Annotated in this window: 23 protein-coding genes and 1 tRNA gene; 20 read left to right on the top strand and 4 right to left on the bottom strand. The window is 65.7% G+C overall.

All coding sequences use genetic code 11. The features are described from left to right. Positions 1 to 188: 188 nt before the first annotated feature. Entirely contained in the window at positions 189 to 1,271 is a 1,083-nt protein-coding gene (hrcA, locus tag C1D09_RS10020) for a heat-inducible transcriptional repressor HrcA (protein ID WP_010912575.1), read from the bottom strand. Positions 1,272 to 1,428: 157 nt separating this feature from the next. Between hrcA and rph the strand changes: the two genes are divergently transcribed. From rph to C1D09_RS09995, 5 genes are read left to right on the top strand one after another with little or no spacing between them, the layout of a single operon-like run. Beyond that, positions 1,429 to 2,145, top strand: a complete 717-nt coding sequence (gene rph, locus C1D09_RS10015; protein WP_091575824.1) for a ribonuclease PH — start codon at positions 1,429 to 1,431, stop codon at positions 2,143 to 2,145. A 14-nt stretch (positions 2,146 to 2,159) separates the two neighbouring features. Beyond that, positions 2,160 to 2,570 (top strand): VOC family protein, encoded by a 411-nt coding sequence (locus tag C1D09_RS10010; protein ID WP_143974107.1) that lies wholly within the window; start codon positions 2,160 to 2,162, stop codon positions 2,568 to 2,570. After that, positions 2,570 to 3,232 carry an RdgB/HAM1 family non-canonical purine NTP pyrophosphatase gene (gene rdgB / locus C1D09_RS10005; RefSeq protein ID WP_143974106.1) on the top strand — a complete coding sequence of 221 codons (663 nt, stop codon included), beginning with the start codon at positions 2,570 to 2,572 and terminating at the stop codon, positions 3,230 to 3,232. Before C1D09_RS10010 ends, rdgB begins: the two co-directional genes overlap by 1 nt. Continuing rightward, a complete protein-coding gene (gene hemW, locus C1D09_RS10000) occupies positions 3,229 to 4,407 on the top strand; it encodes a radical SAM family heme chaperone HemW (RefSeq protein ID WP_167514553.1) in 1,179 nt (392 codons plus the stop codon). The genes rdgB and hemW overlap by 4 nt, the downstream gene beginning before the upstream one ends. 3 nt (positions 4,408 to 4,410) lie before the next feature. Beyond that, the gene (locus C1D09_RS09995) at positions 4,411 to 4,734 is read left to right on the top strand and encodes a low molecular weight protein tyrosine phosphatase family protein (protein ID WP_143974105.1); all 324 of its coding nucleotides are present in this window, start codon (positions 4,411 to 4,413) and stop codon (positions 4,732 to 4,734) included. A 36-nt stretch (positions 4,735 to 4,770) separates the two neighbouring features. Here C1D09_RS09995 and C1D09_RS09990 read toward each other — a convergent pair whose 3' ends face one another. Both C1D09_RS09990 and C1D09_RS09985 read right to left on the bottom strand, forming a co-directional pair. Further along, positions 4,771 to 4,959, bottom strand: coding sequence for a hypothetical protein (locus C1D09_RS09990; RefSeq protein WP_143974104.1), 189 nt, complete (start codon positions 4,957 to 4,959; stop codon positions 4,771 to 4,773). A gap of 7 nt (positions 4,960 to 4,966) precedes the next feature. After that, a complete protein-coding gene (locus C1D09_RS09985) occupies positions 4,967 to 5,152 on the bottom strand; it encodes a hypothetical protein (protein WP_143974103.1) in 186 nt (61 codons plus the stop codon). Between the two features lie 170 nt (positions 5,153 to 5,322). Here C1D09_RS09985 and rsmI point away from each other — a divergent pair, with 170 nt between their 5' ends. Continuing rightward, positions 5,323 to 6,237 carry a 16S rRNA (cytidine(1402)-2'-O)-methyltransferase gene (gene rsmI, locus C1D09_RS09980; protein ID WP_167514552.1) on the top strand — a complete coding sequence of 305 codons (915 nt, stop codon included), beginning with the start codon at positions 5,323 to 5,325 and terminating at the stop codon, positions 6,235 to 6,237. Next, positions 6,230 to 6,607: a YraN family protein gene (locus C1D09_RS09975; RefSeq protein ID WP_143974101.1), complete on the top strand. Its 378-nt coding sequence runs from the start codon at positions 6,230 to 6,232 to the stop codon at positions 6,605 to 6,607. The genes rsmI and C1D09_RS09975 overlap by 8 nt, the downstream gene beginning before the upstream one ends. Before the next feature lie 44 nt (positions 6,608 to 6,651). Here C1D09_RS09975 and C1D09_RS09970 read toward each other — a convergent pair whose 3' ends face one another. Further along, positions 6,652 to 7,458, bottom strand: coding sequence for an undecaprenyl-diphosphate phosphatase (locus tag C1D09_RS09970; RefSeq protein ID WP_143974100.1), 807 nt, complete (start codon positions 7,456 to 7,458; stop codon positions 6,652 to 6,654). Positions 7,459 to 7,617: 159 nt separating this feature from the next. Between C1D09_RS09970 and C1D09_RS09965 the strand changes: the two genes are divergently transcribed. The 13 genes from C1D09_RS09965 to C1D09_RS09905 all read left to right on the top strand — a co-directional run bounded on the left by C1D09_RS09965 (position 7,618) and on the right by C1D09_RS09905 (position 19,742). Beyond that, entirely contained in the window at positions 7,618 to 8,310 is a 693-nt protein-coding gene (locus tag C1D09_RS09965; protein ID WP_010912586.1) for a glutathione S-transferase family protein, read from the top strand. Further along, complete coding sequence (gene queG / locus C1D09_RS09960; protein WP_143974099.1) at positions 8,291 to 9,445, top strand: tRNA epoxyqueuosine(34) reductase QueG; 1,155 nt, start codon at positions 8,291 to 8,293, stop codon at positions 9,443 to 9,445. Before C1D09_RS09965 ends, queG begins: the two co-directional genes overlap by 20 nt. Further along, positions 9,442 to 10,341 (top strand): SDR family NAD(P)-dependent oxidoreductase, encoded by a 900-nt coding sequence (locus tag C1D09_RS09955; RefSeq protein ID WP_143974098.1) that lies wholly within the window; start codon positions 9,442 to 9,444, stop codon positions 10,339 to 10,341. The genes queG and C1D09_RS09955 overlap by 4 nt, the downstream gene beginning before the upstream one ends. Positions 10,342 to 10,463: 122 nt before the next feature. Next, complete coding sequence (gene mepA / locus C1D09_RS09950; RefSeq protein ID WP_143974097.1) at positions 10,464 to 11,543, top strand: penicillin-insensitive murein endopeptidase; 1,080 nt, start codon at positions 10,464 to 10,466, stop codon at positions 11,541 to 11,543. 196 nt (positions 11,544 to 11,739) lie between these two features. Next, positions 11,740 to 12,759, top strand: coding sequence for a glucokinase (locus C1D09_RS09945; protein ID WP_143974096.1), 1,020 nt, complete (start codon positions 11,740 to 11,742; stop codon positions 12,757 to 12,759). Between the two features lie 135 nt (positions 12,760 to 12,894). Continuing rightward, positions 12,895 to 14,754: an ABC transporter ATP-binding protein gene (locus C1D09_RS09940; RefSeq protein WP_143974095.1), complete on the top strand. Its 1,860-nt coding sequence runs from the start codon at positions 12,895 to 12,897 to the stop codon at positions 14,752 to 14,754. Then, a complete protein-coding gene (gene dapB / locus C1D09_RS09935; protein ID WP_143974094.1) occupies positions 14,751 to 15,572 on the top strand; it encodes a 4-hydroxy-tetrahydrodipicolinate reductase in 822 nt (273 codons plus the stop codon). Before C1D09_RS09940 ends, dapB begins: the two co-directional genes overlap by 4 nt. Positions 15,573 to 15,614: 42 nt before the next feature. Continuing rightward, the gene (locus C1D09_RS09930) at positions 15,615 to 16,235 is read left to right on the top strand and encodes a 2,3-bisphosphoglycerate-dependent phosphoglycerate mutase (RefSeq protein WP_143974093.1); all 621 of its coding nucleotides are present in this window, start codon (positions 15,615 to 15,617) and stop codon (positions 16,233 to 16,235) included. A 142-nt stretch (positions 16,236 to 16,377) separates the two neighbouring features. Then, positions 16,378 to 16,462, top strand: a tRNA-Leu gene (locus C1D09_RS09925). A gap of 294 nt (positions 16,463 to 16,756) precedes the next feature. After that, positions 16,757 to 17,299 carry a cytochrome b gene (locus C1D09_RS09920; protein ID WP_143974092.1) on the top strand — a complete coding sequence of 181 codons (543 nt, stop codon included), beginning with the start codon at positions 16,757 to 16,759 and terminating at the stop codon, positions 17,297 to 17,299. Positions 17,300 to 17,362: 63 nt separating this feature from the next. Continuing rightward, positions 17,363 to 17,734, top strand: coding sequence for a PepSY domain-containing protein (locus C1D09_RS09915; RefSeq protein ID WP_143974091.1), 372 nt, complete (start codon positions 17,363 to 17,365; stop codon positions 17,732 to 17,734). Next, positions 17,734 to 18,399: a response regulator transcription factor gene (locus C1D09_RS09910; RefSeq protein ID WP_143974090.1), complete on the top strand. Its 666-nt coding sequence runs from the start codon at positions 17,734 to 17,736 to the stop codon at positions 18,397 to 18,399. The genes C1D09_RS09915 and C1D09_RS09910 overlap by 1 nt, the downstream gene beginning before the upstream one ends. Beyond that, positions 18,399 to 19,742 (top strand): sensor histidine kinase, encoded by a 1,344-nt coding sequence (locus tag C1D09_RS09905; RefSeq protein ID WP_143974089.1) that lies wholly within the window; start codon positions 18,399 to 18,401, stop codon positions 19,740 to 19,742. Before C1D09_RS09910 ends, C1D09_RS09905 begins: the two co-directional genes overlap by 1 nt.

The following is a 19,742-nucleotide window of genomic DNA, read 5'->3' as shown; positions in this document are numbered from 1 at the left end:
GAGATCGGCCGGCAGCGGCAGGCCCATGGCGCGCATTTCCCGCAATTTCTCGCGCAATTGTTCCTGGATCTCATGCTGGTCCTCCGGCTGGTTGACCATCTCCTCGAGCAGCAGGCTGATCCGGGCCTTGAGTTCTTCGAGCGCCATTCTTTTTCTCCTTGCTGCCGGTTTCTCGCTGTCCGGGGGCCTTACCTTAACATGCGGGAAATCAGCTGCGCCGTATAATCGACCATCGGCACGATGCGGGCATAGTTCAGCCGGGTCGGGCCGATGACGCCGAGCGCGCCGACGACGCGGGCATCCTTGTCGCGATAGGGCGCGACCACCAGCGAGGAGCCCGACAGCGAGAACAGCTTGTTTTCCGAACCGATGAAGATGCGAACGCCCGAGCCCTGCTCGGCGAGGTCAAGCAGCTGGATCAGCCCGTCCTGCGTCTCCATGTCCTCGAACAGATGCCGCAGCAATTCGATATCGGCCTGGGCGGTGACATTTTCGAGCAGATTGGCGCGGCCACGCACGATAAGCCGTGCCGGCAGGCCGCTTTCGGCGCCCGCCCACACCGCCAGCCCCTTCTCGACGAGATCCTGCGACAGCGTGTCGAGGGCCGCCCTCGTCTCTTCCTTGATGCGGGCGATCTCGGTGCGCGCCTCGGCCAGCGTGCGGCCGCGAATATGGGCGTTGAGGAAATTCGAGGCCTCGTGCAGCTGTGACACGGTAATGCCGGCCGGAAGCTCGACCACGCGGTTCTCGACGTCGCCATTCTGCGACACCAGCACCGCGAGCGCCTTGGTCGGCTCAAGCTGGATGAATTCGATATGCTTCAGCGCCACCTCGTTCTTGGCAGCCAGCACCAGGCCGGCACCGCGCGACATGCCCGACAGCATCTGGCTGGCCTCGGTCAGCATGTGCTCAAGCGTCGCGCCCGAGCCGGAGGCCCGCACCTGCGCCTCGATGGTGCGGCGCTCCTCGTCGGAGAGGTCGCCGAGCTCCATGAAGGCATCGACGAAGAAGCGCAGGCCGGCCTGCGTCGGCAGCCGGCCGGCGGAGATGTGCGGCGCGTAGATCAGCCCGAGATGCTCGAGGTCGCTCATCACGTTGCGGATGGTCGCCGGCGACAGCGAGGACGGCAGGATGCGCGACAGGCTGCGCGAGCCCACGGGCTCGCCGTCCCTGAGATAGGAATCGACGATGCGCCGGAAGATGTCGCGGGAGCGCATGTCGAGTGATTGAAGTGCGAGCGGCTGCGAACCCGGATCGATTGCCTTTGTCATTCGGCCAAAAACCTCCTTGTTAAGGATATAGACTTCGGCACCGTGGGCGCAACCGGTCTCCGTATCGGATCGCACGGTCCGTTTTCCTTTGCGCGCTGCTCCCCATACGTCTAAAAGCCGGCCACGATTCCGAAAAATGACTGGGAAAGAAGCCTTGATGCGCCCCTCCAAACGCCAATTCGACGAAATGCGCGCCATCTCCTTCGAGCGCGGCGTCTCCAAGCACGCCGAAGGGTCGTGCCTGGTGAAGTTCGGCGACACCCATGTCCTGTGCACGGCGAGCCTCGAGGAGAAGGTGCCGGGCTGGATGCGCAATTCCGGCAAGGGCTGGGTGACGGCTGAATATGGCATGCTGCCGCGATCGACCGGCGAGCGTATGCGCCGCGAGGCCTCCGCCGGCAAGCAGGGCGGCCGCACGCTGGAAATCCAGCGCCTGATCGGCCGCTCCTTGCGCGCCGTGGTCGATTTGCAGGCGCTGGGCGAACAGCAGATCACCGTCGACTGCGACGTCATCCAGGCCGATGGCGGCACCCGCACCGCCTCGATCACCGGCGGCTGGGTGGCGCTGTACGACTGCCTGCGCTGGATGGAAGCCAGGCAGATGGCCAGCGTCGCCAAGGTGCTGAAGGACCACGTCGCGGCGATTTCGTGCGGCATCCATGACGGCCAGCCGGTCATCGATCTCGATTATCTCGAGGATTCCGCGGCCGGTACCGACGCCAACTTCGTCATGACCGGCAAGGGCGGCATCGTCGAGATCCAGGGCACAGCCGAGGGCGAGCCTTTCTCGGAGGAACAGTTCGCCGAGTTGATGGGCCTGGCCAAGAAAGGCATCCAGCGCCTCGTCAGCCTGCAGCAGATGGCGGTGGCGTAGGCCATCGGTTCCTGGTGACCCCCTCCGCCATCCTTGAATCAGCCCTCTACGTCACCGATCTGTCGGCGGCGGAAGAATTCTATGTCGGCGTGCTCGGCCTTGACCTGCTCGGCAAGGTCGACGGCAGGCATCTTTTCTTTCGCTGCGGACCGGGCGTGCTGCTGGTCTTCGATGCGCAGGCGACCAGAATACCTCCGGCGCCGGGCGCCCGGCTGCCGGTGCCGCCGCACGGCGCGGTCGGCGAAGGTCATCTCTGCTTTGCGGCCAGCGCCGATGAAATCGTTGGCTGGAAAGCGCATTTCGAGGCCAAGAAGATCGCCATCGAAAGCGAATTCGAATGGCCGCAAGGCGGCCGTTCGCTCTATATACGCGACCCCTCGGGCAATTCGATTGAGTTCGCCGAGCCGAGAATCTGGGGCCTTTGATGCATACACTTGATGGCAAGAAGATCGTCGTCGCCAGCCACAATGCCGGCAAGCTGCGCGAATTCGCCGACCTGATGGGACCGTTCGGCTTCGAGGCGAAGTCGGCCAAGGACTATGGCCTGCCTGAACCCGATGAAACCGGTACGACCTTCGAGGAAAACGCCTACATCAAGGCGCTGGCCGCCGCGAAGGCGACCGGCCTGCCGGCGCTGTCGGACGATTCCGGCCTCTGCGTCGACGCGCTCGACGGCGCGCCCGGCGTCTACACCGCCAACTGGGCCGAAACCCCTGACGGCAGCAGGGATTTCACCATGGCCATGCAGCGCACCGAAGTGGCTCTGCAGGAGGTTGGCGCGGCCTCGGCCGAACAGCGCAAGGGGCGCTTCGTCGCCGTCATTTGCCTGGCCTTTCCCGATGGCGAGGCCGAATATTATCGCGGCGAGGCCGAAGGCACGCTGGTCTGGCCGCCGCGTGGCGAGCTTGGTTTCGGCTATGATCCGGTGTTCCTGCCCAATGGTTTCGACAAGACGTTTGGCGAGATGAGCGCTGAAGAAAAGCATGGCTGGAAACCCGGTCAGGCCGCGGCGCTCTCCCATCGCGCCCGTGCTTTCCAGAAATTCGCCCAGGCACGGTTGGATCTGCCGAGATTGGGCTCGGCATGACGGGACCTGGCATGATCATGCCGCTCGACCGCGGCCCCGGCTTCGGCGTCTACATCCATTGGCCGTTCTGCGCGGCCAAGTGCCCCTATTGCGATTTCAACAGCCATGTCCGCCACCAGCCGGTGGACCAGGAGCGCTTTGCCGCTGCCTTCGAGGCGGAGCTGGCGACGATGCGCGAGCGTACCGGGCCGCGCGAGGTGACCAGCATCTTTCTCGGCGGCGGCACGCCGTCGCTGATGAAGCCGGAGACGGTGGCCAGGGTTCTGGACGCGGTGGCGAAGAATTGGACGGTGCCTGACGGCATCGAAGTGACGCTGGAGGCCAACCCGTCTTCGGTCGAGGCCGAACGCTTTCGCGGCTATCGCACGGCCGGCGTCAACCGCGTCTCGCTCGGCGTGCAGGCGTTGAACGACAAGGATTTGCGCTTCCTAGGCCGGCTGCACAACGTCGACGAGGCGCTGCACGCCATCGGGCTCGCGCGCGAAATCTTCCCGCGCCTGTCCTTCGACCTGATCTACGCCCGGCCTGGCCAGACGCCGGAAGCCTGGGCAGCCGAGCTCGCACAGGCGATCGGCCACGCCGCCGACCATCTGTCGCTCTACCAGCTGACCATCGAGGAGGGCACGCCCTTCCACGCGCTGCATGCGGCGAAGAAGTTCGCCATTCCCGACAATGACCACGCCGCCGACCTCTATGCGTTGACGCAGGAGATCACGGCCGCGCACGGCCTGCCGGCCTATGAGATCTCCAACCACGCAAGGCCGGGCGCGGAAAGCCGGCACAATCTGACTTACTGGCGCTATGGAGAATATGTCGGCGTCGGCCCCGGCGCGCATGGCCGCTTCGTCGAGAACGGCCGCCGCACGGTGACGATCGCCGAGCGGATGCCGGAGACCTGGGCCAACCTCGTCGAGGCCAAGGGCCATGGCGTCACCGGCGGAGAGATTCTGACACGCTCGGAAGAGGCCGACGAGTTCCTGCTGATGGGGCTGAGACTGGCCGAGGGCATCGACCTCTCGCGTTACGAGGCGTTTTCCGGCCGGGGCCTGTCGAGCGCGCGGCTGTCGGTGCTGCAGGGCGAAGGGCTGGTGGCGCCGATCGGCAATGCCCGCCTGCGCGCCACTCCGGCCGGCATGATCGTGCTCGACGCCGTGGTGGCCGATCTGGCGCGCTAAGCTTTGAAAAACGTCCTCTTCGTCTGCAGCCAGAACCGCTTGCGCAGCCCGACCGCCGAGCAGGTGTTTTCAACGCGCCGGGATATCGAAGTCGCGTCGGCCGGCACCAATCATGATGCCGACACGCCGCTGACGCATGAGCTCGTCGCCTGGGCCGACATCATCTTCGTCATGGAAAAGGTGCACCGCACCAAATTGCAGAAGAAATTCAAGGCCAGCCTGAAGAAGGCCCGGGTCATCTGCCTCGATATACCGGATGATTATGAGTTCATGGATCTCGAGCTGATCGACCTTCTGAAGGCGCGCGTTTCGCGCTATCTGGGATGACCCAGAAGGCAGAACGGTCTCGGCCGATCGCGATTGTCAGGCGTCGTGCTTGAAACGGCGCTTGCCGCGATCCTTCTCGGCATGCGTCTGTCCGTTGCGGGCCGGTTTGGCGTCGGCCTTTTCGCGACGAACGCTGTGCTGGTCGTTCATCGGATGTGGCGGCACGCCTTCCCTGGCGCTTTTCGTTTCAAGACGGGTGATGAAGATATCGAAGCGATTGGGCATCGTCCGGTCAGTGCTCCGTCGTGCTGTCTGGTTGATTGTCGGAAAGCCTGACATTTGTCGGCAGGGCGGTTGTCGCCCCCTCGGTCAGGCTGGTGTCGGTCTTGGCAGGCAGGCGCTTGTCCCTGGTGGCGGCAACGCGCTTGCGGCCGGCATAGTAGGGCTCGAAGGCGTCCTGTATCTTCAGGCTGTCCATCCTGTCCTCCCTTTAGGAATCAGGGGCTAAATCTGCCAATGCCGGTTTGGTTCCCCACTATGGCGAAGGCATGGCGAACGCCTTACATCGGCGTGAGCTTTTGCAAGCCGGCTCCCGCCATGCCAAACAGGATTTGGCAGGCCAAACAGGGCCGAACGGAGACGGCATCAGTGACCGATGAGACGGGCAAACGCAGCTATGTGGTCGGGCAGACCGAGATCGCGGCCCGTCCGCTCGGGGCGGCGCTCTATCTGGTGGCGACGCCGATCGGCAATCTCGCCGACATCACGCTGCGCGCGCTGGAGACGCTGGCCGCCGCCGACATCGTCGCCTGCGAGGACACCAGGGTGTCGCGCGTGTTGCTCGACCGCTACGGCATCCGCCGCCGCACATCAGCCTATCACGAGCACAATGCCGGCGAGGCCGGGCCGAAGCTGATCGCAGCGCTTCAGGCCGGCCAGAGCGTGGCGCTGATTTCCGACGCCGGCACGCCGCTGGTCTCCGATCCCGGCTACCGACTGGTCGGGGAAGCGATCGACCACGGCATTCGCGTCGTGCCGATCCCCGGTCCGTCGGCACCGCTGGCCGCGCTCACCGCGTCCGGCCYGCCGTCCGACGCCTTCCTGTTCGCCGGATTTCTGCCGGTGAAGACGGGGCAGCGGCTGACACGGCTGGAGGCGCTGAAGGCCGTACCGGCGACGCTGATCTTCTTCGAATCGCCGCGCCGGTTGGCTGAATCGCTCGGCGCCATGGTCGAGGCGCTCGGCGGCGAGCGCAAAGCCGCCATCGGTCGCGAATTGACCAAGACCTTCGAGGAAATGCGGACCGGCACGCTGCGGGCGCTGGCCGACCACTATGCGGCGGCCGACACGCCGAAGGGCGAGATCGTCGTCTGCGTCGGCCCGGCCCAGGCCAAGGCGGACGAGCCCGCCGATATCGACCGCCTGCTTTTGTCGCTCGCCGCCGAAATGCCGGCGTCCAAGGCGGCCGCGGAGGCGGCGAAGATGACCGGCGGCCAGAAACAGGCGCTTTACCGGCGGCTGCTGGAACTCAAGGACACCTCAGGGGAAGGCGACGGTGGCTGAGCGCCCGAGCGCCAGCCGCCAGAAAGCCTACCGGCGCGGCCATCGCGGGGAGTGGCTGGCGGCTGCCGCCCTGATGCTGAAGGGCTACCGCATCCTCGCGCGCCGTCATCGCACCCGCTTCGGCGAGATCGACCTGATCGCGCGGCGCGGCGATCTCGTGCTGTTCGTCGAGGTCAAGGCGCGGCGCACGCTGATGGAAGCCATGGAGGCGATCGGCCATGAATCGGAGCGCCGCATCGAGGCCGCCGCCGACATCTGGCTCTCGCGCCAGGCCGATTATGGCAGGCTGTCAATCCGTTTCGACATGGTCGCGGTGCTGCCCTGGCGCTGGCCGGTGCATGTCGAGAACGCTTTTTTTGGACGGAATTAGAGGGACAGACGCTGCTCGCGTCTAGCGAGGTCGCGGACCACCCCTCAGCCCCAGATCATCAACGCCACCAGCCCGACTACACCCACCACCAGCCGCCACCAGCCGAACAGCGAGTAGCCGTTGCGCGAGACGTAGTCGAGCAGGAAGCGCACCACGACGAGCGCCGTGACGAAGGCGGCGACGAAGCCGATGGCGATGATCGGCAGGTCGGCGCTGCCCAGCACGTTGCGGTTCTTGAACAGGTCGAAGGCGAAGGCGCCGACCATGGTCGGGATCGCCAGGAAGAAGGAAAATTCCGCCGCCGCCCGCTTGTCGACGCCCAGAAGCAGCGCGCCGACGATGGTCGAACCCGAGCGCGACGTACCCGGGATCAGCGACAGGCACTGGAACAGGCCGATCTGCAGGTAAAGCCTGGTCGGGAAGCGCTCCACATCGCGATAGACCGGTTTCAGGTTCATGCGGTCCACCGCCAGCAGCACGACGCCGCCGATGATCAGCATGATGCAGATCAGCCTTGGCGACTCGAACAGCACCGTCTTGATGAAATCATGCGCCAGCGCGCCGATAATGGCCGCCGGCAGGAAGGCGATCAGGATGCCGATGACGAAATGCCGCGTCAGCCGGTCATGCGGCAGGTCGAGCAGCATCTGCCACAGGCGGCGGAAATAGACGCTCAGGATCGCCAGGATGGCGCCGAGCTGGATCAGGATCTCGAAGGCCTTGCCGGTTGAATTGAAGCCGAGGAAATGGCCGGCAAGCAGGATATGGCCGGTCGAGGACACCGGTATGAACTCGGTCAGGCCCTCCAGCAGGCCGAGCAGCAGGGCTTCGACGATGGTCTGGCTTTCCATGGCTACCTCGGCTTTGCGCGACGGCTAACTGAACGGCTTGCTTGTCATGGCGTTGAAGTCCCCCTATAGGTCGCAACACCCTGACGGCCCGCTAACCGGGCGGCCAAGACTTACCGGTGCGCCCGGCGATTCGCCAGTGCGCTTTATCATCGCGGAACCATGCTGACGCTTTTCCATCACCCCATGTTCGCAACCTGCCGCTTCGTCCGCCTTGCTTTCGGCGAGTATGGCGAGGAGCTGGCGCTGATCGAGGAAAAACCGTGGACGCGGCGCAAGGAGTTTCTGGCGCTGAACCCGGCCGGCACGCTGCCGATCCTGCTCGCCGAAGGCGACGTGCCGATCGTCGGCGCGACGGTGATCTCGGAATATCTCGACGAGACCCGGGGGGTGCTCAAGCGCGACAAGCGGCTGTTCGCCGAGGACCCGATGCAGCGCGCCGAAATCCGCCGGCTGATCGACTGGTACCTGAACAAGGCCGAAAGCGAAGTCACCCGCCATCTGGTGCGCGAACGCGTGCTGAAGCCGATCATGCCGGAAACCGCCGGTGGCGGCTCACCCGATTCGGGCGCGATCCGTGCCGCGCGCGCCAACATCCGCCAGCATATGAAATACACCAACTGGCTGGCCGGCACCCGCCATTGGCTGGCCGGCGGCAGGGTCACCTATGCCGATCTCGCCGCCGCCGCGACGCTGTCGGTGCTCGACTATCTCGGCGAGATCGACTGGCGCGAACATGCCGCGGCGCGCGAATGGTACACGCGGGTGAAGTCGCGGCCCTCCTTCCGGCCGCTCCTGACCGACCGCGTGCGTGGCCTGTCGCCGGTGTCGCATTATGCGGACCTCGACTTCTGACGCCGCAAGACTGCGCGCGCTGATCGACGCGGAGGCGCAGCGCGCCGGCTTCGATGCCATTGCCGTCACCACCCCCGACGCGATCCCGCTGGCTCCGGCTCGCCTGGCCGAGTTCGTCGCCGACGGCTTTCACGGCTCGATGGACTGGATCGCCGAGACGATCGCAAGGCGCAGCGAACCCTCCACGCTTTGGCCCGACGTGCGCTCGATCGTCGTCCTGGCGATGAATTACGGCCCGGACCATGATCCGCGTGCGCTGCAGGCCAGGCACGACCGGGGCGCCATCTCGGTCTATGCGCGGAACCGCGATTATCACGACGTGATGAAAGGCCGGCTGAAGGAAATCGCCGGCAAGATCGTCGCGCGTGCCGGCGGCGACGTGAAGGTGTTCGTCGACACCGCGCCGGTGATGGAAAAGCCGCTGGCGGAAGCCGCCGGTCTCGGCTGGCAGGGGAAACACACCAATCTGGTCAGCCGCGAGCACGGCTCATGGCTGTTCCTCGGTACCATCTTCACCACCGCCGAATTGGTCCCCGACCGGGCCGAGATCGATCATTGCGGCTCCTGCCGCGCCTGCCTCGACGCCTGCCCCACCGATGCTTTCCCGGCGCCCTACCGGCTCGATGCGCGGCGCTGCATTTCCTACCTCACCATCGAGAACAAGGGGCCGATCCCGCACGAATTCCGCGAAAAGGTCGGCAACCGCATCTATGGCTGCGACGATTGCCTGGCCGCCTGCCCGTGGAACAAGTTCGCCCGGGCGGCGTCGGAGGCAAAGCTCGCCGCGCGCGACGATCTGCGCGAGCCGCCGCTCGCCGATCTGCTCGAACTGGACGACGCTGCATTCCGCGCCTTCTTCTCCGGCTCGCCGATCAAGCGCATCGGCCGCGACCGCTTCATCCGCAACGTGCTGATCGCCGCCGGCAATTCCGGCGATGCCGTCCTGGCCGTCCCGGTGCGCGCGCTGCTCGGCGATCCCTCGCCGCTGGTGCGGGGCGCGGCAATATGGGCGCTGGCGCGGCTGGTGGCTGACGCCGAATATGCCGAGCGGGCCGCGACCGGTCTGAAGACCGAGAACGATGCGGCGGTGCGCGAGGAATGGCGCCTGACGCGGCCAGACAGGGCGCATGCATGAGCGAAAAGCAGATATTCATCTTCGGCGCCGGGTATTCGGGCCGGGCATTTGCCCGCGCCGACAAGGATGCCGCCGCGATCCTTGGCACGACGCGGTCGGAAGAAAAATTCGACCTGCTGCGCCAGGCTGGCATCGCGCCGCTGCTGTTCGATGGCGCGTTGACCGGCGAAATCAGCCAGGCGCTGCATAGAACGACCCATCTGGTGATTTCGGTCGCCCCGGAAGAGGCCGGCGACCCCGTCTTGAATGCCGCCCGGGAGGCAATCGCCGCGATGCCGGCGCTCGAATGGATCGGCTATCTCTCGACCGTCGGCGTCTATGGCGATTATGGCGGCGCCTGGGTCGACGAAACGGCCGCATGCCGGCCGGTGTCGAAACGCTCCGTCATGCGGGTCGAGGCTGAGCAGGCGTGGCTGAAGCTTGGCGATGAAATCGGCAAGCCGGTGGCGATCCTGCGTCTGTCCGGTATTTATGGTCCTGGCCGCAATGCGCTGGTCAATCTGGAAAACGGCACCGCGCGGCGGCTGGTCAAGCCCGATCAGGTGTTCAACCGCATCCATTGCGACGATATTGCCGGGGCGTTGTGGCAGCTTGTCGAGGGCAACAAGGGCGGCATCTTCAACGTCACCGATGATGAGCCGGCGCCGCCGCAGGACGTCGTTGCCTATGCCGCGTCGCTGATGGGCGTCGCGCCGCCGCCGGAAATTCCTTTCGACACCGCCCAACTTTCGCCCATGGCGCGGTCCTTCTATGGCGAGAACAAGCGTGTCGCCAATGCGGCGATCAAGGCGGCGGGCTATCGCTTTCGCTTTCCCGACTACCGCGCCGCCTTAGACCATATGTGGGCAAGCGGCGACTGGCGTGACGGCGAAGCGCGCAGCCCGATGAAGGGCTAGGCAATTCCGGGAAACCTGCGAAACGGTTTCCCCCGAGGAATTGCGCGAAGGAGCAGGGCGATCGAAGCAGGCTGCGTTGCGTGCTATGATTCGGCCTGGGATTGCGGTGGGGATCCGGTTTCATGAAGACAGCGATGCGGCTTGGCAAGAAATCGCTGCTGGCGTCAGTGCTCGGTCTGCTTGGCCTCGCTGTCCAGCCGGCACTCTCCGAGGAACGGGCAAAAGATCTGTTCGGCGCCGAAAAACTGCCGACCGCGACCGCGGCGCAGTCGATCGGCTTCTATTCCAAGGGCTGCTTTGCCGGCGGTGTCGCCATCCCCATGGACGGCCCGACCTGGCAGGTCATGCGGCCCTCGCGCAACCGCCGTTGGGGCCACCCGGCAATGATCGCACTGATCGAGAAACTGTCGCGCGACGCCGCCGCCGACGGCTGGCCGGGCCTTCTGATCGGCGACATTTCGCAGCCGCGCGGCGGCCCGATGATGACCGGCCATGCCTCGCACCAAATCGGGCTCGATGCCGACATCTGGCTGACGCCAATGCCTGACCGCACCATGACCAGGGCGCAGCGCGAATCGATGAGCGCCACCCTGATGGTCGACGAGAAGACCCATCTGGTGAAGGACGCGCTGTGGACGCCCCGGCACACCGCGCTTCTGAGGCGGGCGGCGAGCTACCCCGAGGTGGAACGCATCCTGGTCAATCCGGGGATCAAGAAAAAGCTCTGCGACACCGTCAAGGGCGACCGCTCCTGGCTGCGCAAGATCCGGCCGTTCTGGGGCCATGACTATCATTTCCACATGCGCATCGGCTGCCAGCCGGGCTCGCCCGACTGCAAGGCGCAGGAGGCGACGCCGGACGATGACGGCTGCGGCAAGCCGCTGGCATGGTGGTTCACGCCGGAGCCCTGGCGGCCGAACAAGAACCCCGATGCGCCGAAGGCCCGCGACGTGATGACGATGGCCAACCTGCCCAGGGAATGCCGCGCTGTGCTCGGCGCGCCGGGGCCGGTGTCAGCCGAGGCGGCGACCTATCATGGCGGCGCCGTGCCGGTCGCCGTCGCCGCACCCGAACCGGAGGCGTCGCCGCAGCCTGCCGCCACGGCCAGTGGCGACGGCGATCCGCCCAGCGCGGCAAATGCTTTCGCCGCGACGCCCAGGATGGGCGCGCCGGTGCCACGGCCACGGCCGCCCGCGAAGTGACGGCGCTCCGGCGTCCAATCGAGGCGAGGGAACAGGTCAACCTCCGAAGTCAACGCAGCCGCTCATTGCCGGCAGGCAGGTGACGGCGGCGCCAGCGCCTGAAAACTGGCACTCAAGCGGCTTTCCCTTTGCGGGGCCATGCGCTAGTCAACGACGAGGCGGTGAGAGGCTGCCGGGAACGAGGCGGACGAAGAGCATGGCAGGCGAAGACGAAACAGCGTTGCGGTTTCCGATCCTGATCGGCGACATTGGCGGCACCAATGCGCGCTTTTCGATCGTGCTTGACGCCAATTCCGAGCCGACCGAGCCGCAGATCGTCCAGACCGCGAATTTCAACACGATCGACGAGGCAATCCAGGCAGCGGTGCTCGACCGCTCGTCGATCCGCCCCAATTCGGCGGTGCTGGCGGTGGCCGGTCCGGTCGACGGTGACGAGATCGAGCTCACCAATTGCCCGTGGGTCGTCAAGCCGAAGCAGATGTTCGCCAATGTCGGCTTGAGCGACATCGTCGTGCTCAACGATTTCGAGGCGCAGGCGCTGGCGGTCGTGGCGCTCGGCGAAGAGCATATGGAAAAGATCGGCGGCGGCACGCCCGAGCCCAATGCCGGCCGCGTCGTGCTCGGCCCCGGAACCGGTCTCGGCGTTGCCGGGCTGGTCCATGCCTTGCGCCACTGGATCCCGGTACCGGGCGAGGGCGGCCATATGGACATCGGCCCGCGCACGCCGCGGGATTTCGAGGTGTTTCCGCATATCGAGAAGCTCGAGGGCCGCATTTCCGGCGAACAGATCCTGTGCGGGCGCGGCCTCGTCAACGTCTACCGGGCTGTCGCCAAGGCGGACGGCAAGCCGTCGCCCTTCACCACGCCGGCCGATATCACCGGCGCCGCGCTGGCCAAGACCGATCCGGTTGCGCAGGAAGCGCTGGAGACCTTCGTCACCTGCCTTGGGCGTACCGCCGGCGATCTTGCCCTGGTGTTCATGAGCCGTGGCGGCGTGTTTTTGACCGGCGGCATCGCGCAGAAGATCGTGCCGGCGCTCAAGGAGGGCAATTTCCGCGCCGCCTTCGAGGACAAGGCGCCGCACAGCGCGCTGATGCGCACCATGCCTGTCTATGTCATCACCCATCCGCTGGCGGCCCTTCTCGGCCTTGCTGCCTATGCCAGGAACCCGTCGCTTTTCGGCGTCCAGACGGCCGGCCGGCGCTGGCAGGCCTGACCCCTCGGCTCGAAGCGTCGGGGCGCCCGCGACGAAGTTAATCAGCCGCGGGCATAGGCAAGCCGGCCGCATGGCGCTAAGAGGAGTGCCGAATTGCAGGCCGGTCCCAGGCGAAAAACCCACGAAGCTCCCGATTTGACACTTCAAGCTCCAAACAAGCAGAAAGCCAGCGTCGGCGAAGTCAACGCCGTGCTGCGCCGCATCCTCTCCGAAAACGGCCGCGATCATCGCTGGTCCTATGTCGTCGCCATCTCTTGCATGCTGCTGGTGTCGGGCACGACCGCCTTCACGGCCTGGATCATGAGCCCGATCGTCAACCAGATCTTCTACGAAAGGCGCGGGGACCTGGTGGTGTGGATTTGCGCCGGGATCATGGGGGCCTTCCTGGTGCGCGGTTTCGCCGGCTACGGCCAGGCGGTGGCGCTGGCCACGATCGGCAACAATCTGGTGGCGCGCTACCAGAAACGCATCTTCGACCATCTGATGAAGCTCGGCGTCGGCTTCTTCAACGATACGCGCTCCGGCCGGCTGGCGGCGCAGGTCAACGAGAATGTCGGCGGCATCCGCGACCTCCTGTCGATCACGCTTACATCCATCACCCGCGACGCGGTCACCCTGGTCGGCCTTGTCGGCATCATGATCTACCAGGACCCGGTTCTATCGCTGAGTTCGCTGCTGATTGGGCCGCCGCTGATCTGGGCGGTCGTCTACCTGACGCGCCGGGTGCGGCGCATCACGCGGGAATCCGTGCTGATCAATTCCCGGCTGATCGGCGCCGTCCAGGAAGCCACGCAAGGCATCGCCATCGTCAAGGCCTTCACCATGGAGGACCAGCTGGCGAGCCGCATCGGCGCCTTGGCCGACACGGCGGAACAGCGCTCGAACAAGATCGCCCGCGTCTCGGAGCGGCTGGCGCCGATTTCCGACATGCTGGCCGGCCTCGCCGTCACCTCCGTCATCGCCTATTCCGGCTACCGGGCACTCGTTCTCGGCGAGCCGCCGGGCGCGGTGTTTTCCTTCATCACCGCGCTGATCCTGGCCTACGATCCGGCCCGGCGCCTGGCGCGCATGCAGGTCGGCATGGAGCGCGCGCTGGTCAATGCCCGCATGATCTACGAACTGCTCGACCTCGAGCCGCAACAGGGCGACGCGCCGGATGCCGTCGAGGCACAATTCACGTCGGGTGAAGTGCGGTTCAACAACGTGTCCTTCCGCTATGTCGAGGAGACGCCGGTGCTGCAGGAACTGAGCTTCGTCGCCGCCGCCGGCAAGATGACCGCCATTGTCGGCGCCTCGGGTGCCGGCAAGACGACGCTGGTGGCGTTGCTGCAGCGTTTCTACGACGTCGAGTCCGGCACCATCGAGGTGGATGGCCAGGACATTTCCAAGGTCACCAAACAGTCGCTGCGCGGCTCGATCGCCTATGTCTCGCAGTCGCCCTATCTGTTCGAAGGCACGATTCGCGACAACATCCGCTATGGCCGCGTGTCGGCCACCGACGCCGAGATCGAGCGCGCGGCAAGCCAGGCGGCGGCCGACGAGTTCATCCGCCAGCAGCCGCAAGGCTACGACACGCCGGTCGGCGAGAACGGCGCGACGCTGTCCGGCGGCCAGCGCCAGCGCGTCTCGATCGCCCGCGCCATCGTGCGCCAGGCGCCGATCCTGCTGCTCGACGAGGCGACCTCGGCGCTCGACAACGAGGCGGAGGCCCGCGTCCAGGAAGCGCTGACCCATGTCATGGAAGGACGCACCACCATCGTCATCGCCCACCGCCTGTCGACGGTGGTCAATGCCGACCACATCGTCGTCATGGAACAGGGCCGGGTGGTCGAGGAAGGCACGCATGCCGAGCTGATGGCCGACCCGCACAGCGTCTATACACGGTTCCACCGGGTGCAGGGCAAGAAGGGTCTGGGGCTTGTCGATGACAGCAAGCCGATCCAAACTCCGGTCCGGGCCACGCGTGCGAAAAAGACGGCGGTGAGGAGCACATGAGCGAAGCAGGCGATATGGGCCTTGTGGTGGTGGGGGCGGCCGGCCGCATGGGCCAGACGCTGATCCGTGCCATCCACACCATTGCGGGCGCCCGCGTCATCGGCGCGGTCGAGCGCGCGGATTCGCCCCATCTCGGCAAGGATGCCGGCGAAGTCGCGGGCATCGGCATCATCAACGTGCCGATCGGCGATGATCCGCTTCCCGTTTTCGCCAAGGCCGACGGCGTGCTCGACTTCACCACGCCGGGCTCATCCGTCGAATTCGCCGGCTACGCGGCGCAGGCGCGCATCGTCCATGTCATCGGCACCACCGGCTGTTCGGCCGACGACAATGACAGGATCGCGGCCGCGGCGCGCCACGCGACGATCGTCAAGTCGGGCAATATGAGCCTCGGCGTCAATCTCCTGGCGGTGCTGGTCGAACAGGCGGCGCGCGCGCTCGACGCCGACGATTTCGACATCGAGATTTTGGAAATGCACCACAAGCACAAGGTCGACGCGCCCTCGGGCACGGCACTGCTGCTCGGCGAGGCCGCCGCCGCCGGGCGCGGCATTGCGCTCGCCGGCAACGACGTGCGTTCGCGCGACGGCCATACGGGCGTGCGAAAGAGCGGGTCCATCGGCTTCGCCACGCTGCGCGGCGGCTCGGTGGTCGGCGACCACAGCGTCATCCTGGCCGGCACCGGCGAGCGCATCACGCTGTCCCACCATGCCGAGGACCGCGCCATCTTCGCGCGCGGCGCCGTCAAGGCGGCGCTGTGGGCGCGTGGCAGGAAGCCGGGACTCTATTCGATGCGGGACGTGCTCGGCCTGAGCTGAAGCGGCCAACCTGCCAATTTTGCCAATCTGAAGGGAGCAAACATGTCGAGAACCCTCGTGCTCGTGCGCCATGGCCAGAGCGAATGGAATTTGAAAAACCTGTTCACCGGCTGGCGTGACGTCGACCTGACCGAGCAGGGTCACGCCGAGGCCAAGGCCGCCGGGCAAAAACTCAAGGCACGCGGCCTGAAGTTCGACATCGCCTTCACCTCGGCGCTGAGCCGGGCGCAAAAGACTTGCCAGCATATTCTCGACGCGGTCGGCCAGGGCGATCTCAAGACCATCCGCGACCAGGCGCTCAACGAGCGCGACTATGGCGACCTTTCCGGCCTCAACAAGGACGATGCCCGCAAGAAATGGGGCGAGGAGCAAGTGCACGTCTGGCGCCGCTCCTACGACGTGCCGCCGCCCGGCGGCGAAAGCCTGAAGGACACGGGCGCCCGCGTCTGGCCCTACTATCTGCACGATCTGCAGCCGCACGTGCTGCGTGGCGGCACCGTGCTGGTCGCCGCGCACGGCAATTCGCTGCGCGCGCTGATCATGGCGCTGGACGGCAAGTCGGGCGAGGAGATCGTCAAGCTGGAACTCGGCACCGGCGTGCCGGTCATCTACCAGCTGAACGCCGATTCGACGGTGGCGTCGAAGGAAGTGCTGGAGGGCTGACGCTTGCCGAGCCGGCAAGCGGAAGTCCAGGCCTTGGCTGGAACATGGCGCCTTTGCCAAAGCTGTGTTTCCAGCTTTCGGCGGCATGGTCCAAAAAGCGCGTTGACAGCAATCGCTTGCCCGCTTACATGAGCCCGCACCAGCCCAGATGGCGGAATTGGTAGACGCGCACGGTTCAGGTCCGTGTTCCGCAAGGAGTGGAGGTTCGAGTCCTCTTCTGGGCACCAAATTCCCGTTTCGAACCGTTCGATGGTTCAGAGACCCCAAAGAAAAAGCCCGGTTCGTCCGGGCTTTTTCTTTGGTTGGCGCATCGGCGTTGTCCGGTGTCCGACTGTCAGCGAATTGACAGGTTCCTCCAGCCAATGTCCCACTAGGTCACGATCGTCAAAGCCCCGGTTCCAGAACCGCTCCCGTCGGGGGAACCGTCACCGCCCCCTCGATTGCCGTCGAAGGGACCGACCCGACAAAGCTTTGACATGATCGCGGCTAGTTTAGAAGCATTCAAAATTGGACAGCCCTGCATGAATCCTACCTACACAAGCGCACAGAAGGCCATTCACTGGGCCGTGTTTCTGCTGGTTATCGGCCTTTACGGCCTGACTTATGTCGCCGATATCTTTCCACGCAACGACCCCGGCCGGGCACTCGTCTGGTGGTTCCATATCTCGTTCGGGATGCTGCTGTTCGCGCTGATCATTATCCGCATTGGCCTGCGCATGATCCTGGGAACCCCGGGACTGCCGCGGGAAATGTCGGAGCTGGAACGATGGGTGGCCAAGGTCGCGCATATCGCGCTTTACGCGCTGCTTGTGGCCATTCCGGTTCTTGGCATCCTGGTGACCTGGTACCGGGGCGATGCCTTGAGCTTCTTCGGCCTCTTCACCATCCCGGCTCCGGTCTCCACGGACAGCGGCACGGCCCGAACCCTAAGGGAACTGCACAGCCTCTGCGCCAATCTGATCCTTATCCTTGCCGGTCTGCATGCGGCGGCTGCGCTCTGGCATCACTATGTCCGCAGGGACGACGTGCTCAAGCGAATGCTTCCGGGAACAAGTGGCTCCTGATAGCGAGGCAAATGTCGGCGGGCGACGTCCTTTGTCGTGTGCGCCGACCAGGAGACCGGCCGGATGACGGGCTGGATTGAAACACAAGGTCTGCTGCATGGCCCTTGGATGAAACCGATACTGAAACATTTGGCGACGGCAAGCCTGGTCGGGCTGGTTCTGCTTCGACCGTTGCACGCCCGCGCGGACGAGGATGACGACGGCGATCACGACCGGGCGCGGGACCTTTACGAGCGAGGCGAAATAAAGGGCTTGGCCAACATCCTGGGCGTGGTTCAGGCCGATGCTCCCGGCGACATCGTGGCCGTCGATTTCATCCGGATCGGCGACCGCTGGGTCTATCGCTTCCAGGTTGTCGCCCCTGACGGACGCCGCAGGATCGTCGACGTCGACGCCGGCGCCGGCGTGCTGATGCGCGACAGGGGCGGCGATTGATGAAGATACTCCTGGCAGAAGACGAGCCGCGCATCGCGAGCGACATCGCGGCAGTGCTCAAGGCCGCGGGGATGGCCGTCGATACCGTGCGCGACGGAGAGGCCGCGTGGTTCGCGGGCGACGTCGAGAATTACGACGCGGCGATCCTCGATCTCGGATTGCCGAAACTCGATGGCCTGACGGTGCTGAAGCGCTGGCGGGCCAATGCGCGCCGCTTTCCCGTCCTGATCCTGACGGCACGGGGCCTTTGGACCGAGCGCGTCGAAGGCATCAATGCGGGCGCCGACGACTACCTGCCCAAGCCGTTCGAAATGGACGAGCTGCTGGCGCGGCTGCGCGCCATCCTCCGCCGTTCGACAGGACAGGCGGCCCCGGTCCTGAAATCCGGACCGCTGCTGCTCGACACGCGCCAGATGCGCCTTTCGCTGCGCGGCGTTCCCGTTTCGCTGTCACCGCTGGAATACCGGCTTATGGCGTTCCTGATGCATCACGCCGGGCGCGTGGTGGCGCCGACCGAACTCGCCGAGCATCTTTACGATTCCGGCAATGATCGCGACCCGAACACAATCGAGGTCATTGTCGCGCGCCTGCGCCGCAAGCTCGGCAACGACGTCATCGAGACCCGGCGCGGGTTCGGATATTTCGTGCCCGACGAGCCGTCCTGATGGGCAATTCGATCCGCTTCAGGCTCTGGTCGGCGGCCACCATTTCGATCCTCGTCGCCCTTGCCATTGCCGGGGTCGGGCTGCGCTATCTGTTCGAGCTGAATGTCGAGAGGCGTATCGTCGGCGAACTGACCGCCGATCTCAATGAACTGATCGGCGCGACCAGCTTCGCGGCCGATGGCCGCCTTTCGGTCGCGCCGGACCTGACGGACCCGCGCTTCACCAAACCGCTGTCCGGTCAATACTGGCAGGTGGAAGACCTGGCCAGCCATAGCCTGGTGCGCTCGCGTTCGTTGTGGGACGCAACGCTTGCGTTGCCCGACCAAGGCGCGAGCGGCGAACTGAGAACGATCGAAGAGCTCAAGGGCCCCGACGGCGAGCTCACCGTAGCCGTCGTGCGCACCATAACCGATGCCGGCGGCCGGTCGTTTCGCGCCATCGTGGCGGAAGATCACCGCAGCGTCACGGTGTCGGTGCGCGAATATGTACGTGATCTGGTCCCGGCGCTCATCCTGCTCGCCGCCGCCCTCATGGTGGCCTTTTTCGTCCAGATCACCGTTGGCCTGGCGCCGCTGGAAAGCCTGCGGGTCGCCGTCCGGAACGTGATCGCGCGGCGGACGGCGCGACTGGACGTGGCGGCGCCGAGCGAGGTGCAGCCGCTCGCCGACGAAATCAACCGCCTCCTCGACGCGCAGGCCAAGGCCCTGGCGCGCGCCCGGTCGCGCGCCACCGACCTGGCGCATGGCCTCAAGACGCCACTGCAGGTGCTGTCGGCCGACATCCGGGCCTTGCGCGCAAAGGGCGAAACCGAACTGGCCGACGAGATCGAGAAGAGCGCCGGAGCGATCCGACGACATGTCGAGCGCGAACTCGCGCGCGCCCGTCTGGCGCCCGGCGTTTCCGGCAAGGCATCGTGCCGGGTCAGGGAAGCCGCGGCCGGCGTCATCGCCGTCATCAAGCGCACGCCGGGCGGCAAGCAGCTCTCGTTCGGGATCGACGTCGCCGAGGATTTCATGGCGCCGGTCGACGAGGGCGACCTGTCGGAGATTCTCGGCAATCTGGTGGAGAACGCGGCGCGCTTCGCAAGATCCTCGGTCCAGGTCAACGCGCGGGCGACCGCCGGCGAGGTGTCCATCGCCGTCGCCGACGACGGCCCGGGCATCCCCGATGCACACCGGGAATCCGCCCTGTCACGCGGGGTGCAGTTGGACAGCAAGGGCGGCAGCAGCGGGCTGGGCCTGGCCATCGTCTCGGACATTGTCGAAGCCTATGGCGGACGGCTGACGATGACCAACGCCGATCCCGGCCTGGTCGTGACCATCACCCTTCCCCGGCAAGGCTGA

The organism is Mesorhizobium intechi, from assembly GCF_002879535.1.
GTDB lineage: Bacteria > Pseudomonadota > Alphaproteobacteria > Rhizobiales > Rhizobiaceae > Mesorhizobium > Mesorhizobium intechi.
This window is presented reverse-complemented; position numbering and strand designations above follow the sequence as displayed.